The organism is Enterococcus sp. DIV0175, from assembly GCF_050529075.1.
In the GTDB taxonomy this organism is placed as follows: Bacteria; Bacillota; Bacilli; order Lactobacillales; family Enterococcaceae; genus Enterococcus_B; species Enterococcus_B thailandicus.
Window position 1 is genome coordinate 1,025,090 of record NZ_CP172880.1, and the last position, 14,029, is coordinate 1,039,118.

At 36.3% G+C, this 14,029-nt stretch carries 13 protein-coding genes and 1 CRISPR repeat array; of the genes, 12 read left to right on the forward strand and 1 reads right to left on the reverse strand.

Annotated features, from left to right (window positions below; all coding sequences use genetic code 11):
• Nucleotides 1–23: 23 nt before the first annotated feature.
• The 9 genes from rbfA (at nucleotide 24) to IGJ76_RS05005 (ending at nucleotide 10,967) form a co-directional block, all read left to right on the forward strand.
• The gene (gene rbfA, locus IGJ76_RS04965) at nucleotides 24–371 is read left to right on the forward strand and encodes a 30S ribosome-binding factor RbfA (RefSeq protein WP_067484229.1); all 348 of its coding nucleotides are present in this window, start codon (nucleotides 24–26) and stop codon (nucleotides 369–371) included.
• Between the two features lie 226 nt (nucleotides 372–597).
• Nucleotides 598–1,228: direct repeats of the CRISPR family, unit length 36 nt; unit sequence GTTTTAGAGCTATGCTGTTTTGAATGCTTCCAAAAC.
• A 137-nt stretch (nucleotides 1,229–1,365) separates the two neighbouring features.
• Nucleotides 1,366–1,869 (forward strand): hypothetical protein, encoded by a 504-nt coding sequence (locus IGJ76_RS04970; RefSeq protein ID WP_430596769.1) that lies wholly within the window; start codon nucleotides 1,366–1,368, stop codon nucleotides 1,867–1,869.
• A gap of 344 nt (nucleotides 1,870–2,213) precedes the next feature.
• The gene (gene truB / locus IGJ76_RS04975; protein ID WP_218658177.1) at nucleotides 2,214–3,137 is read left to right on the forward strand and encodes a tRNA pseudouridine(55) synthase TruB; all 924 of its coding nucleotides are present in this window, start codon (nucleotides 2,214–2,216) and stop codon (nucleotides 3,135–3,137) included.
• 3 nt (nucleotides 3,138–3,140) lie between these two features.
• Nucleotides 3,141–4,079: a riboflavin biosynthesis protein RibF gene (gene ribF, locus IGJ76_RS04980; RefSeq protein ID WP_071868507.1), complete on the forward strand. Its 939-nt coding sequence runs from the start codon at nucleotides 3,141–3,143 to the stop codon at nucleotides 4,077–4,079.
• Nucleotides 4,080–4,309: 230 nt separating this feature from the next.
• On the forward strand, nucleotides 4,310–5,263 hold the full coding sequence (locus IGJ76_RS04985; protein ID WP_067484236.1) for a tRNA dihydrouridine synthase: 954 nt from the start codon (nucleotides 4,310–4,312) through the stop codon (nucleotides 5,261–5,263).
• A 619-nt stretch (nucleotides 5,264–5,882) separates the two neighbouring features.
• Nucleotides 5,883–7,526, forward strand: a complete 1,644-nt coding sequence (locus IGJ76_RS04990) for a malolactic enzyme (protein WP_067484238.1) — start codon at nucleotides 5,883–5,885, stop codon at nucleotides 7,524–7,526.
• A gap of 99 nt (nucleotides 7,527–7,625) precedes the next feature.
• Complete coding sequence (locus IGJ76_RS04995; RefSeq protein WP_071868505.1) at nucleotides 7,626–8,948, forward strand: 2-hydroxycarboxylate transporter family protein; 1,323 nt, start codon at nucleotides 7,626–7,628, stop codon at nucleotides 8,946–8,948.
• A 169-nt stretch (nucleotides 8,949–9,117) separates the two neighbouring features.
• Entirely contained in the window at nucleotides 9,118–9,627 is a 510-nt protein-coding gene (locus tag IGJ76_RS05000) for a cell division protein (RefSeq protein WP_430596770.1), read from the forward strand.
• Complete coding sequence (locus IGJ76_RS05005) at nucleotides 9,624–10,967, forward strand: glycosyltransferase family 2 protein (RefSeq protein ID WP_430596771.1); 1,344 nt, start codon at nucleotides 9,624–9,626, stop codon at nucleotides 10,965–10,967. Before IGJ76_RS05000 ends, IGJ76_RS05005 begins: the two co-directional genes overlap by 4 nt.
• Nucleotides 10,968–11,203: 236 nt before the next feature.
• On the opposite strand, the gene IGJ76_RS05010 is transcribed toward IGJ76_RS05005, so the two are convergent.
• Nucleotides 11,204–11,920, reverse strand: a complete 717-nt coding sequence (locus tag IGJ76_RS05010) for a hypothetical protein (RefSeq protein ID WP_075491087.1) — start codon at nucleotides 11,918–11,920, stop codon at nucleotides 11,204–11,206.
• A gap of 904 nt (nucleotides 11,921–12,824) precedes the next feature.
• On the opposite strand from IGJ76_RS05010, the gene IGJ76_RS05015 reads away from it, so the two are divergent.
• Genes IGJ76_RS05015 through IGJ76_RS05025 form a run of 3 tightly spaced genes read left to right on the forward strand, consistent with a single transcriptional unit; the run spans nucleotide 12,825 to nucleotide 13,927 of the window.
• The gene (locus IGJ76_RS05015; protein WP_430596772.1) at nucleotides 12,825–13,487 is read left to right on the forward strand and encodes a hypothetical protein; all 663 of its coding nucleotides are present in this window, start codon (nucleotides 12,825–12,827) and stop codon (nucleotides 13,485–13,487) included.
• A gap of 15 nt (nucleotides 13,488–13,502) precedes the next feature.
• Nucleotides 13,503–13,721 (forward strand): hypothetical protein, encoded by a 219-nt coding sequence (locus IGJ76_RS05020; protein ID WP_067484249.1) that lies wholly within the window; start codon nucleotides 13,503–13,505, stop codon nucleotides 13,719–13,721.
• Between the two features lie 44 nt (nucleotides 13,722–13,765).
• The gene (locus IGJ76_RS05025) at nucleotides 13,766–13,927 is read left to right on the forward strand and encodes a hypothetical protein (RefSeq protein WP_430596773.1); all 162 of its coding nucleotides are present in this window, start codon (nucleotides 13,766–13,768) and stop codon (nucleotides 13,925–13,927) included.
• Nucleotides 13,928–14,029: the final 102 nt, after the last annotated feature.

Below are 14,029 nucleotides of genomic sequence, written 5' to 3' on the forward strand. Positions count from 1 at the left end.
AAAAATAAAGGAGGCCGCTCATTATGGCTAACTATCGTGACCGTCGAGTCGGTCAAGAAATTTTAAAAGAGGTCAATGATATTTTACGTAAAAAGGTTCGTGATCCACGTGTTGAAAACGTAACGATCACGGATGTACATGTAACAGGTGATTTGCAACAAGCAACCATCTATTACAGCATCTTATCTGATCTTGCTTCAGATAAGAAAAAAGCTCAAGAAGGTTTGAGTAAAGCAAGTGGGCTCATTCGTCGTGAATTAGGTCATAACCTAAGCATTTACAAGACACCTGAGCTAATCTTTGAATTAGATGAGTCTGTCGGCTATGGTAACCATATCGACGAGCTGTTGCGTAATTTGAATAAGGACTAAACAAAAAGAGTAACAAACCTGGTATATCAGGTTTTGTTACTCTTTTTTTATTTAGATTAAAAAACAAAAATTTATTCGCAAAATTATTGGGTAAGTAGTTCCTATGTTATAATGAACAAAAAGACGCTCTTTGAAATAAAAATATTCAAGCTAGATGAGCATTCAAACTGAAGTTTTGCTATGAACGAATAGTGCGATTACGGAACCTCAAAAATTTTTAGCCGAGGTTTTAGAGCTATGCTGTTTTGAATGCTTCCAAAACACATTTTTCATCGACCCAGTTATCAATGGTGTTTTAGAGCTATGCTGTTTTGAATGCTTCCAAAACACACAAACCTAATTCAAGAACAGGTATGCTGTTTTAGAGCTATGCTGTTTTGAATGCTTCCAAAACATCTTCTCATGTACACATGCTAGTTCAGGCGTTTTAGAGCTATGCTGTTTTGAATGCTTCCAAAACTGAGGTGGTTTTGGCGGTTGCGTTGTTGGTGTTTTAGAGCTATGCTGTTTTGAATGCTTCCAAAACTATTCTTAAAGTCACACATAATCCACTAACGTTTTAGAGCTATGCTGTTTTGAATGCTTCCAAAACTATACAGAATTAAAAGAAGCTTCACGGCAATGTTTTAGAGCTATGCTGTTTTGAATGCTTCCAAAACAAAACTTTCCATCTCTCTTTTGATTTCCTCGTTTTAGAGCTATGCTGTTTTGAATGCTTCCAAAACAATCTGTATCAATAGTTTTCTTTATTCATTGTTTTAGAGCTATGCTGTTTTGAATGCTTCCAAAACTCCCTTCCCTTTTATTATATCATATATGAAGTTTTAGAGCTATGCTGTTTTGAATGCTGACCAAATTGATAGAGAAATTAACCAAAACATTACCCATTTATTGGGTAATGTTTTTTTGTTATAATGAGGTGAATATGGTAAGAGATTTTCTAGAAATTTTTGTATCTTTTGGATTGATAAAAAAATAAAAGGATGTGGCGATAATGAAAAAGATAATTGGGTTAAGTGTGATTGGCATGACTTTGTTTCTTGCTTCTTGCGGGAAAAATGAGCAAGTAACTTCAAGTAAAACGTCACAATCGACGGTTCAAACGAGTGAAACAACAACAACAACGACTGTCTCAGAAACGGCAACAAGTGATTCAAACACGGAAACAGTTGTTAAAGAAACGAATTCAACGGTAACGACAACACCAGCGAGTTCAACAGGTCAAAGTACAAATGCATCAGCAACAAACTCAACGAGTGAAATGCCTTCCTTTACACCAGAACAAAAACAAGCACTAGATGCTATTTACGAAAAATATCCAAAGTATAAGGATTCAGATATTGCTTTTATCTTTTGGCAAATGATTGATGGCGATTATCTTTTTAAAGCTTACAGTCTTTCTGCAAGTGAACGTGGAGGTTCTGGTACATTGACCTTTTTCCGAGTTTCACCGATAGGAGAAGTGCAAGAAACTGATCCTAGTGGAAACCCATATTAAGCAAATGATTGGAAAAATTAAAAACGGCAAGTCCTCAAATGATGAGACTTGCCGTTTTTTTATGCACGAAGCTTAAAATTCTTCGTTTGTCTTGGGGAAGACGTGTTTATTTGCCTGAAAGCCACCCATATAACCAATCAAAGGGTGCGAAGAAAATATTTTCCATCTAATCCCTCCTTTTGTATAAAAAAAGAATAACATGTATTCTATTTACACCCCGATGAATTTTATTACGTTTTTGTATCCAACATGTAAAAATCGTTGGAGTTGAATTCAAAAATGTAGTATTTATTCTTGCTGTGTTATAATAAATCAGTTGAATCAAAAAGAAATGGAGAGCAGAAATGGAAGGGCTATTACCGTTATGGAAAGAACGTGGGATGACAAGTCATGACTGCGTATTTAAATTAAGAAAAATATTACATACCAAAAAAATCGGTCATGGTGGAACACTAGATCCAGATGTAGATGGTGTGTTACCAATTTGTATTGGCAAAGCAACAAAAGTTATTGAATATTTAACTGATTCTGGGAAAACATACCAAGGTGAAATTACACTTGGTTTCAGTACAACAACGGAAGATAAATCTGGCGAAGTGGTTGAAAAACAAGCGGTGACAGAACGAATCTCAGAAAAAAAGATCGATCAAATCATGGACTCTTTTCTGGGAGAAATCACGCAAATTCCGCCAATGTATTCAGCGGTGAAAGTCAATGGCAAACGTCTTTATGAATATGCTCGCAACAATGAAACAGTTGAGCGTCCAAGTAGAAAAGCCCAAATTTATCGTTTTGAACGCACTAGTGAATTAAACTGGAATCAAGAAAAAGGTTTGTTATCTTGGCGTTTTGAAGTTGATTGCGGAAAAGGAACTTATGTGCGAACACTTGCTGTTGATACGGGAAAAAAACTAGGATTTCCTGCTCACATGTCTGACTTGACAAGAACAGCAAGCGCAGGAATGAATCAAAAACAAGCAATCACTTTGGCGCAAGTAGCTGAGTATATGGAAAACGGGACTATTTCTGAGTATTTATTACCAATCGAAGCAGGCGTTGAGAAGTTTCCACGAGTAGATATCAGTGAAGCTGTTTGGCAAAAAGTCAAGAATGGCATGCGTTTAGATTACAACGTGTTTGGGTTGCCAACGATGCCAGATCAAGAAATTGCTTTGTTTTATCAAAATCAAGTTGTTAGCATCTACCAGCCTAATCCAAAGGAAAAAGATAAATTAAAACCAAGTAAAGTGTTAAGAAATGAGGTATAACTGATGGAAATTATCAAAATTCGTCACCCTTATCAAAAAAATCAAATTCCAGCAGAGGAAGTAGTACTTGTCTTAGGATTTTTTGACGGGGTACATTTAGGCCATCAAAAAGTAATCGAAACAGGCAAGAAAATCGCTGACCAAGAAGGATTGAAATTAGCTTTGATGACGTTCAACCAACATCCTTCAATCGTGTTTAAAAAGATTGATCCAGCAAGTGTTAAATATTTAACTACGCTTGAACAAAAAGAAGAAAAAATGGCTGCACTTGGTGTAGATTTCTTATACGAAATTGATTTTACTTCTGCATTTGCACACTTGGCACCTCAAGATTTTGTCGATCAATACATTGTTGGTTTACACGCTAAATATGCTGTTTCAGGGTTTGATTATACCTATGGACCAAAAGATGTTGCAGATGTAGAACACCTTCCAGAATATGCAAACAATCGTTTTGAAGTTGTAACTGTTCAAAAAGAAGTCGAAGATGGCGAGAAAATCAGCTCCACACGTATTCGTCAGTTATTGGATGCAGGAAATGTGACAGAAGTAACCAAGCTTTTGGGGAGTGTATACGAGATTGAAGGTGTCGTGGTTCATGGTGACGCTCGGGGGCGCTTGTTAGGGTTCCCTACAGCAAATGTCAAAGTCAAAGGAACTGTTCATTTACCTAGAGAAGGTGTCTATGTCTCTGAAATCAAAGTTGGTGACAACTGGTATCCAGCAATGGGATCCATTGGCCATAATGATACGTTTGGCGAAGGCCGAGAGCTAACTGTTGAATTATTTATTTTAGATTTTAATCAAGATATATATGGTGAACATGTGGTTGTTCGTTGGAATGAATTTTTACGCGATCAAGTGAAGTTTACGGATGTTGATGGGTTAATTGCACAACTAAAAAAAGATGAGGCTGATACAGCGGCCTACTTTAAAAAATAAAGAGAAGTTAAGAGGGCTGTAACATTATTTAATAAGTTACTTCTAGAACACCTCTATTCATAAATAGGGAGTGTGGCAAAAATTATGTCACACTCTCTTATTTTTTTAGAAGATTTCGTTAACTGCAATAGTAAAAACGATTGGAGTCCTTCCCTTTGCTTCTTTTTCAAAATCCTAGTATAATAAGCATGTTTTTTTAAATTGGAATGAAGAGAGAACGGAGATAAGTAATGACGAACAATTTTTGGGCAGAATTACCAAAGCCCTTTTTTATTTTAGCACCAATGGAAGATGTGACAGATGTAGTTTTTCGCCATGTTGTTCAAGCCGCAGGCGCACCGGATGTCTTCTTTACAGAATTTACTAATTCGGATAGTTATTGTCATCCAGATGGTAGACAAAGTGTTCGAGGTCGTTTGACTTTTACTGAAGATGAGCAGCCAATGGTCGCCCATATTTGGGGAGACAAACCAGAATTTTTCCGTGAGATGAGCCTTGGCTTGGCAGAAATGGGCTTTAAGGGAATTGATTTGAATATGGGATGTCCAGTTCCTAATGTTGCTGGTCATGGTAAAGGGAGCGGATTGATTTTACGTCCCGAAGTTGCGGCAGAATTGATTGAAGCTGCAAAAGCTGGTGGGCTACCGGTCAGTGTGAAAACAAGACTTGGGTATAAAGACATAGCAGAAATGGAAAATTGGTTATCACATGTTTTAGCACAAGATATTGCTAATCTGTCAATTCACTTAAGAACTCGCGAAGAAATGAGTAAAGTGGATGCACACTGGGATTTGATTCCTCAAGTGTTAGCCATTCGAGACCGAGTAGCACCCCAAACACTAATTACTATTAATGGAGATATTCCTGATCGCCAAACTGGGCTTCAATTAGCTGAAAAGTATGGTGTGGATGGAGTGATGATTGGTCGAGGAATCTTCAAAAATCCGTATGCTTTTGAAAAGGAACCTAGAGCACACTCTTCAAAAGAACTGCTCGATTTGTTGCATTTACAATTAGATTTGCAAGATCAATATGCTGAGCTGGTTCCACGTTCGATAGTCGGATTGCATCGTTTCTTCAAAATTTATGTTAAAGGATTTCCAGGTGCTGGTGATTTGCGAGCGCGGTTGATGAATACGAAGACGACTGATGAGGTGCGGGAAATACTTGAACGTTTTGAATAAGGTTGTGGCGCCAAGCGTTCAGCTTCGAAAAAGTAAAGAACAACTGAGAAAAATAGCCTTTCATATTTTTGTACAGTTGAGAGTTATTTCGAGAAGTTGCTTGGTGAACACCGAGAATAAGGTTGTGGCACAAAACGCTTAGCTCCGATAAGATAGCGACCAAACACTCAAAATAGCTTTTAATGTTTTGAAGTGGATGCAAGCTATCTCGAGGAGTTGGTTTGGGAACACCGAGAAAAAGGTTGTGGTTCCAAGCGTTTAGCTTCGAAAAAGTAAAGAACAACTGAGAAAAATAGCCTTTCATATTTTTGTACAGTTGAGAGTTATTTCGAGAAGTTGCTTGGTGAACACCGAGAATAAGATTGTGGCGCCAAGCGTTCAGCTTCGAAAAAGTAAAGAACAACTGAGAAAAATCGTTTTTCTTATTTTTGAACAGACGCAAATTATTTTGGAAGTAGCATAGTTGAAAATCATTTGTTAGCTAAAAAGTATGGCATTGACTTGTCATACTTTTTTTATGTTTACATATAAATAAAATTTATCATGACCCGTGGTTTTGACTATAGCTAAAAGTGACGACTATACTTTCGCATGTAGTAAAACTTAGGAGGAATTTTTTATGCTTACAGGATTAAATTTATTGAACAATCCATTTTTAAACAAAGGAACAGCATTCACGAAAGAGGAACGCGCTAAATACGGGCTTACAGGTATGCTTCCTAGTACCGTTCAAACATTAGAACAACAATCAGTTCAAGCTTATGGTCAATACTTAAGTAAACCATCTGATTTAGAAAAACGAATTTTCTTAATGAACTTATTTAATACAAATCGTACACTTTTCTACAAATTAATGGGTGAACATCTAGTTGAGTTTATGCCAGTTGTTTATGATCCAGTAGTCGCTGACTCAATTGAACAATATAATGAAATTTTCTTGAAACCGCAAGATGCAGCTTTCCTTTCAATTGATGATCCAGAAAGTATTAAAGCAAGTCTGAAAAATGCTGCAGATGGCCGAGATATTCGCTTAATCGTTGTAACTGATGCAGAAGGAATTTTAGGAATGGGTGACTGGGGAGTTAATGGTGTAGATATTGCGATTGGAAAATTAATGGTTTATACTGCAGCAGCTGGAATCAATCCTGCACAAGTATTACCGGTATCTCTTGATGCTGGAACAAACAACCAAGAATTACTAAATGACCCATTATATCTAGGCAATCGCCATAAACGTGTTGAAGGCGAAACTTATTATCAATTTGTTGATCAATTTGTAAGTGCGGCAACTGAGTTGTTCCCCGAATTACTATTGCATTGGGAAGATTTTGGTCGTGGAAATGCAGCAACTATTTTAGAAAAGTATGAAGATCAAATTACAACATTCAACGATGATATTCAAGGAACAGGAATTGTTGTTTTAGCTGGTGTGTTAGGTGGCTTGAATATTTCTGGTGAAGCACTAAAAGACCAAACAATTTTAACTTTTGGTGCAGGGACTGCCGGTGTTGGAATTGCAAATATTCTTTTAGATGAAATGATTCGTCAAGGCGTTCCAGCAGAAGAAGCACGCAAACATTTTTACCAAGTAGATAAACAAGGTTTACTGTTTACAGATACAGAAGGACTAACTCCAGGACAAATTCCTTTTGCACGAAATCGTGATGAATTTGAAAATGCATCAGAATTGACAGATTTAACTGCAGTTGTGAAAGCAATCCATCCAACAATCATGATTGGTACATCAACACAACCAGGTGCTTTCACTGAAGAAATTGTTAAAGAAATGGCTGCTCATACAGCACGTCCAATTATTATGCCTTTGTCAAATCCAACTAAGCTTGCTGAAGCAAAAGCGCAAGATTTGATTACTTGGACAGATGGAAAAGCACTAGTTGGAACAGGGATTCCTGCTGCTGACGTTGACTATCAAGGTATAACTTACCAAATTGGTCAAGCAAACAACGCATTGATGTATCCGGGGCTTGGATTAGGTTTGATTGCTTCAACTGCAACGCGTGTGAATGCAGAAATCATTTCTCAAGCAAGTCGTGCCTTGGGAGGAATCGTTGATGTGACACAACCAGGAGCATCTATTTTACCTCCTGTTGCAAAAATTACTGAGTTTTCTCAAATCATTGCAGAAACTGTAGCCAAATCAGTGGTGGAGCAAGGGCTAAATCGTGAAGAAATTTCAGATATCAAAGCAGCTGTTGCAGACGCTAAATGGGTACCAGAGTACACAGAATTAACGGCTGAATAATTAGAAGTAGTTGTGTGCAAGACAATAAGAAAAGCGGACAGTTCATCCAAACGGTTCTACTTTTCTTATTGATTGCCAAAGGAGAAAGGATCTGTAAGTATGGTACAAAAAGCAACAGCTGTTTCAGCAGTTGAAGACGAAAAAAAGACGAGCATTTGGTCAACAAAAATTAGTGGTATCAGTTTGCCCTTGTATTTAATTATGGTTGCAGTATTGATCGTCGCAATGGCGTTGGGAAAATTACCGACGAACATGATTGGCCCAATTGCTGTATTAGTTATTTTAGGGAATTTATTTCATTTCATTGGTTCAAAACTTCCAATTGTAAAAAGTTATCTTGGTGGTGGCTCTGTTTTTGCTATTTTTGCTTCAGCAGCTATCGCGACTTTTGGTATTTTACCTGAATATGTCGTGCACGCGACTGAGAATTTTATCAATAATATGGGTTTTTTGGATTTTTATATTGCTGCATTGATTACTGGTAGTATTTTAGGAATGAATCGTAATCTATTGATGAAAGCTTCTGTCCGTTTTATTCCAGTGGCATTGATTTCAATGGTTGCTTCCTTTTTTGCAGTTGGTTTGGTAGGGATGTTGATCGGCAACGGCTTTGCTGATTCAGTATTGTATGTGTCACTTCCTGCAATGGCTGGTGGTGTTGGTGCAGGTGCGGTTCCGTTGTCTAGCATTTATGCAAATGTTTTAGGAACGGATGCCTCGTCGATTATTTCTCGTTTGATTCCTGCAACGGCAATGACCAATGTATTAGCCATTATCGGAGCAGCTTTAGTGGCACGCGCTGGACAATCAATGCCTAAAATTAATGGGAATGGAAAATTGATGGAAAAAGGCGATCTTGGTGATGGAAAACCTCGTACAGTGAAACCGAATATTTCTCAATTGGGTGTAGGATTGATGATTTCAATCACCTTTTTCATTCTTGGACAAATTTGTAATTACTTTGTTCCGAAAGTTCATGCGTATGCGTTTATGATTATTATCGTTGTCATTTGTAAAATTACGAATATCTTGCCTGAATATTATGAGGATGCAGCTATTATGTTCAATAACTTAATTGTGAAAAACTTGACTGCGGCTGTTCTTGCTGGTATCGGGATTGCGCTTTTGAATTTAAATGTATTAGCTTCCGCCTTAACTTGGCAGTTTGTTGTACTTTGTTTAACAAGTGTCATTGTTATTTCAATAGTATCTGGTTTTGTCGGTCGACTATTTGGTCTTTATCCAATTGAATCTTCAATTACTGCTGGGTTATGTAATAATTCAATGGGCGGTACCGGTAATGTTGCGGTACTTTCTGCTGCGAATCGAATGGAACTCATTGCGTTTGCTCAAATGGGAAATCGTTTAGGCGGAGCAATTGTCTTGATTATCTCAGGATTTTTGATGCAGTTGCTTTCATAGAAAAAGAAGTCAAGCATGTTTTTAGTGAACATGTTTGGCTTTTTATTTTTACGCAGATTGTTGGTGAAAATGCAACGCGATTGAAGGAAAATAAGTTGCTAAATGTTTGAAAAACCGTCAGACTAGAACAAACGCAGCATCAGCTGATAGGAAAGAGGGGGGAGATAACATGAAACCGAAGATTAGTCGAGAGGAAGTAGAGCAAATGCTTGTCACTGACGCTTACTTTGAGAAAAAACACTATCCATTGAAAATTTTTCAGACGATCGTTTCGCTTGTGGGATGGCTTTGTGTGATAGCACCTTTTATTTGGTTATTACTACCAGTTTTATCGCCAGAAAAAGCATGGAAGAATCATTTAGTTGTTTATAAAGATGAATTACAGACTTTAAAATTTCTATTTGTTTTCTTGAGCGTCACGTTTGTTATGATTGCTATCTTTTACATTGGATTGACGATACGAAATAATTTTCATTTCAAAAATCTTTTGCAGAAAAAGGTTCAATATGACGAAGAACAATTGGAAAAACGTCGTCAGTTACTAAACGAAGCGTTTGATGTTCGATTTGGTCCTGAAGCAGTTCGCAAAGAAGTGTGTAGTTATTCCGTAAAGGAAGAGCAAAACTTAGATACAAATTTTGTACGCAACCTTTATAAGAAAGGCAATGTGGAGCTATGATGACTTTTTTTCAAACTGGTAATGATATACTAGATATTATTTTAATGATCATGTTTTTGGTTCTAGTTACGTATCCAATTATTGGTGGATTTTCTTGGTTTATCGGTGTTTTATGTTATACCTTTCTTTTTAAATATAAACAAACAGAGTGGGATGATATCCCGGTAGAGGTTGAGCCATTCATTACGATCATAGTTCCTGCTCATAATGAAGAAATCGTTATTGAAAATACAATAGAGTACTTGATGACTAAACTAAACTATAAACATTATGAAGTATTGGTAACAGATGATGGCTCTACTGATAGTACACCTGAAATTTTAGCTCGGTTACAAAAAAAATATTCCAGGCTACGAGTCATTCGAATTGAAAAGAACAAGGGGAAAGCACATGCTTTCAATATTGGTATGGGGTTTGCAAAAGGGAAATTGATTCTAAGTAATGATGCAGATACAGTTCCGGAGCCCGACTCTTTGAACATGTACGTCAACTATTTTATTCGCCAAGATTCGACAAATATTTCTGCAGTTACAGCCAATATGGATGTGCAAAATAGAACGAAACTAATTGCAAAGTCACAAACGGTCGAATTTTCTAGTATTGTCGGAATCATAAAACGTACACAAATTGGCGTTTTAGGCAGTATCTACGCTTATAGTGGTGCAAACACGATGTACCGAAAAGACGCATTAATCGATGTGGGATTATTTAGACAAGACCGAGCAACGGAAGATATCAGTATTGCGTGGGATCATCAAATGGATGGTTGGCTTTCACTTTTTGCTCCACGAATCATGTTTTTTATGGAGGTTCCAGAATCTTTGAGGATGCTTTATCGCCAAAGAAAACGCTGGGCTAAAGGTGGAACAGAAGTTTGGTTGACGAATTTCAAAAAAATAGTGTTGCACCCATTTAGAAATATTGGCCACACGGTCATGTTCATTGACCAAACGTTCAGTATCATTTGGTCGTTTTTCTTTTGGATCTCTAGTTTGATTTTTTTGTGGAGTTTAATCAAGTTTATTTTGGAAGGGAACACGGAAAGAATCTATCACATGATTACGTTGTCTTTTCTTTTTGTCTGCTTTGAAATGATCTCAGGAATTTTTCAATTAGGAGCATCGCTCATCTTGGATGACCAAGGAAGAAAAATCAAGTATTTATTTTTTGCACCATTATATATGTTACTTTATTGGATGATAAATGCCTTAACGATTGTGACAACTTTTATTCCAGCGATCAAAACAATTCTAGGCTTAGGTTCAGGCACGTGGAAAAGCCCAGATCGAAAAGGCCCACCAACTTCAAAAAAAGATTCAACAGATGAAATGAATGAATAGAAAAATGATTGTTCATGCTTACGAAAGTACGAATGAAGGATACGCAAAAAACAACACAGGTAATCCCTAGATAGGGTTGCTTGTGTTGTTTTTTGTGAGAAGAATGTGTATAGGAAATAAATTATGTCAACTAAATATTGAATGGAAAATACTTGTATGCAGTAATAGTTTTTTAAACAAGTAGATTCGTTGTTCAAGAAAAAGTTGGAAATCAGTTCAAGATTACCTTACAGTCATTAATCAATCACTGTAACAGCTATCAATCGTTTTACTTGTTCTGAATCACCGGTTGGAATAGGGACAACGGTTGCTTGATCAAGAACGTTTTGTGTTAATGCGCGAATCGCTTCTGGATCACTCGCTTGATCCGCAGACATTTGCCAGTGAGAAGGTGTTGGGTAATGTGTAACTGTTCCATCGTGATTACTTGCATAAACGACAAGACCTTGGTAGGAATATTTTCCAGAAAGAGTAACTGTTTCAGTTGGGTAAGTAAGACTTCCATTGTCATAAGGATCAATCGGCTGACCTGCTGGACTAAGGTGAACATGTAATTCGAAATCATCTGGTATAGTAGAACCCATGAAAGTCAACCAAACACGAGCGTACTCAATTTGCAAATCAGAATAACCAGCTAGTGGATCTACTTGAGTTACTTGGGAAGAGCTTGTGTCAGTTAGTGGCTGCTCACTAGTGCTAGGAACCGCTAGTTCACTTGTTTGCGACTCTACCTGAGAAGGAGAAGTGACTTGAGTAGAGGAACTACTTGTTGTTGAGGCACTGGAATTTTTGGTTGTGCTGATTGTTGTACTTGAAGAAGCGACAGAGCTTTTAGTTGTTATTGATAAATTAGGTTTGCTTGCGGCTTTTTTAGTATGGCTTTGTTTAGGACTGCAGCCAACTAAAAGCAAGGCGAGGGCAGCAGAAAGTAAAATAGGACTCATTTTTTTCATCAAATCATCTCCAAATTTATGTTATTAAAAGTATACCATAACAGATAGTATTTTGTGTCGAATGTCTGAATTTACTTAGGTTATGAATGGTGTTTTTGATAAATTATCTAGCATGGATATTGTCATTTTTCCTGTTTTAATGAAACAATTAGGAAAACAATAGAACTTTTACGAGCAAACTAAACAATAACTTTGTCATCTATTTATAGTTAAGCCGTCTTCATAAAACAACAGTAAATGTTGAAAGAAGGAGTTTATGTTTTGATCATAAGGTAAAAAAGAGACAAAGGATGAATGAAGATGTTGTTGATTGATAGTAGATTTTGATATAAGTGGAGTTAATCAAAAGGAGTAAATAAGTGAACAAAAAATTAATTAGTTACTTAGTGTAGAGAAATGTAGAGACAGGAGAGAGGTTGATTTTTATTAGTAGATTTATAATTGGAAAGATTGGCTTGGTATGTTTTGTTGGGGAATCCATTCATTATATAAGGTGAAAAAATCGTTCGTTCAAATGTAGACAAGGAAGTGTCTGACTCCGACATGTCTAAGATTGAGTCAGCAATGAAACGTTAGAAAGAATTTATTTTTCTTGGTTTCCTATTTTAAGCCATCAATTTGATTCTAGTATATTGCTTAAACTAATACATAATAAAGAGAATTCAATGAATGAAACAACTAATTCCGCAGAACATAAAACTTCTGTGTATATTCATATTCCATTTTGTGAGCATATTTGTTATTACTGTGATTTTAAGATATCTGATGTTTTTTTATAAGCTATAAAATAAGTGACGATTATGAGTATAAAAGTACTTTTTATGGTGTCTTTAGTCAATAACGATGTTATCAATTTATAGTTTTATTGTCATATAAGACAAATATTAACTTTGGAGGATACATAATGAAAAAGAAATATCTAGGTTTGAAAGTGTGGGTTCGTGTAATAGCAGTAAGTTTTGCTTTGTCCGTTGTAGCAACAAGTGGTAGTGTGGTTGTTTTGGCAAATGAGTTGATTCTAGATGAAACTCAGAATAGTGAAAGCTACTTTAATGATGAAGACTTGGCAATTTATTACTCGAAAGAAGAAAAAAATTCCGAACTAGCTCTTGAAAAAATCAAGGAAAAGTATGGAGACGTGCCACCTAAATTTAACGAAGATGGAGAAATATTATTAACGCCTGAAGATGAATTAAGAATGGAACAAGCAATCAGTCAGTATTTAGCAATGACTGGATTCAATCCAAGAATGCGAGGCGTAGGGAAAAACTGGTGGAATTCAACTGGTTTTGTTGCTGGTGTTATTGATGTAGGATTAATAGCAATTGGATTATGGACGGCTGCAAGCAATTTTGGAGCGGTAAGAACGTTATTAAGAAATAATCGCAAAAATATTACTAGAATGGTTGAAAAACAGATTCTTTCAAAAGTAGGAATTGGCGTAGGGGGATTCTTAAATAGTATGATTGACATAGCATTAGTTATTTCTGGTGCTTCGGTTGGGGGGATTTTAGCAGAAGGTTTGGATCGTGCTGATGGAAAGAACGACAATTATATTTTAGCATAATAGGAGCATACTTGGATGCGTAAAAAGACAAAAGAAAAAATCAATCGTTTGATTAATATAGGCATATTTTGCTCGATTATCATGGCTATTTTCTCAGTCATCTTACTTCTTCAAAAAAGATATTTTTGGGCATTTTTGAGTATGATTGGAATGATTGTCGGTATTGCTTCTTTTTGGAATTTAAAAAAAGAAATGAAGTTGATTAAAGAAGGTGATTCTTATGATAATAATTGAAGGCTACGTTAAGCAGAGACAGATAAAAACATCGGAGAAATTACATGACTGAGAAAGAACAAGTACAAAAAATCGTAAAAAAATACAATAAGAGTATTGCTGATTTATCAGAAAATGCCTCCGCAAAAGAATTTAAAACGGTAATGAAATATGTAGCAGATGAGGCAAATCGTAAGCAACGAAAATTAGTGGGGTTGGATAAATAAAAAACTGATTGATATGTTCCAATTATGAAAACATATAAAAACACGAACAACTTTATAGACTATTTTCTGTAAAGTTGTTCGTGTCTTTTAAGTAGTTGCACC

Bases quoted from the DNA above. Each gene is read 5' to 3' on its own strand.
- IGJ76_RS05025 (WP_430596773.1), top strand. From the start codon at position 13,766: ATGACTGAGAAAGAACAAGTACAAAAAATCGTAAAAAAATACAATAAG.
- IGJ76_RS05005 (WP_430596771.1), top strand. From the start codon at position 9,624: ATGATGACTTTTTTTCAAACTGGTAATGATATACTAGATATTATTTTA.
- IGJ76_RS04990 (WP_067484238.1), top strand. From the start codon at position 5,883: ATGCTTACAGGATTAAATTTATTGAACAATCCATTTTTAAACAAAGGA.
- IGJ76_RS05000 (WP_430596770.1), top strand. From the start codon at position 9,118: ATGAAACCGAAGATTAGTCGAGAGGAAGTAGAGCAAATGCTTGTCACT.
- IGJ76_RS05010 (WP_075491087.1), bottom strand. From the start codon at position 11,920: ATGAAAAAAATGAGTCCTATTTTACTTTCTGCTGCCCTCGCCTTGCTT.
- IGJ76_RS04985 (WP_067484236.1), top strand. From the start codon at position 4,310: ATGACGAACAATTTTTGGGCAGAATTACCAAAGCCCTTTTTTATTTTA.
- IGJ76_RS05020 (WP_067484249.1), top strand. From the start codon at position 13,503: ATGCGTAAAAAGACAAAAGAAAAAATCAATCGTTTGATTAATATAGGC.
- IGJ76_RS05015 (WP_430596772.1), top strand. From the start codon at position 12,825: ATGAAAAAGAAATATCTAGGTTTGAAAGTGTGGGTTCGTGTAATAGCA.
- IGJ76_RS04970 (WP_430596769.1), top strand. From the start codon at position 1,366: ATGAAAAAGATAATTGGGTTAAGTGTGATTGGCATGACTTTGTTTCTT.
- ribF (WP_071868507.1), top strand. From the start codon at position 3,141: ATGGAAATTATCAAAATTCGTCACCCTTATCAAAAAAATCAAATTCCA.
- truB (WP_218658177.1), top strand. From the start codon at position 2,214: ATGGAAGGGCTATTACCGTTATGGAAAGAACGTGGGATGACAAGTCAT.
- IGJ76_RS04995 (WP_071868505.1), top strand. From the start codon at position 7,626: ATGGTACAAAAAGCAACAGCTGTTTCAGCAGTTGAAGACGAAAAAAAG.
- rbfA (WP_067484229.1), top strand. From the start codon at position 24: ATGGCTAACTATCGTGACCGTCGAGTCGGTCAAGAAATTTTAAAAGAG.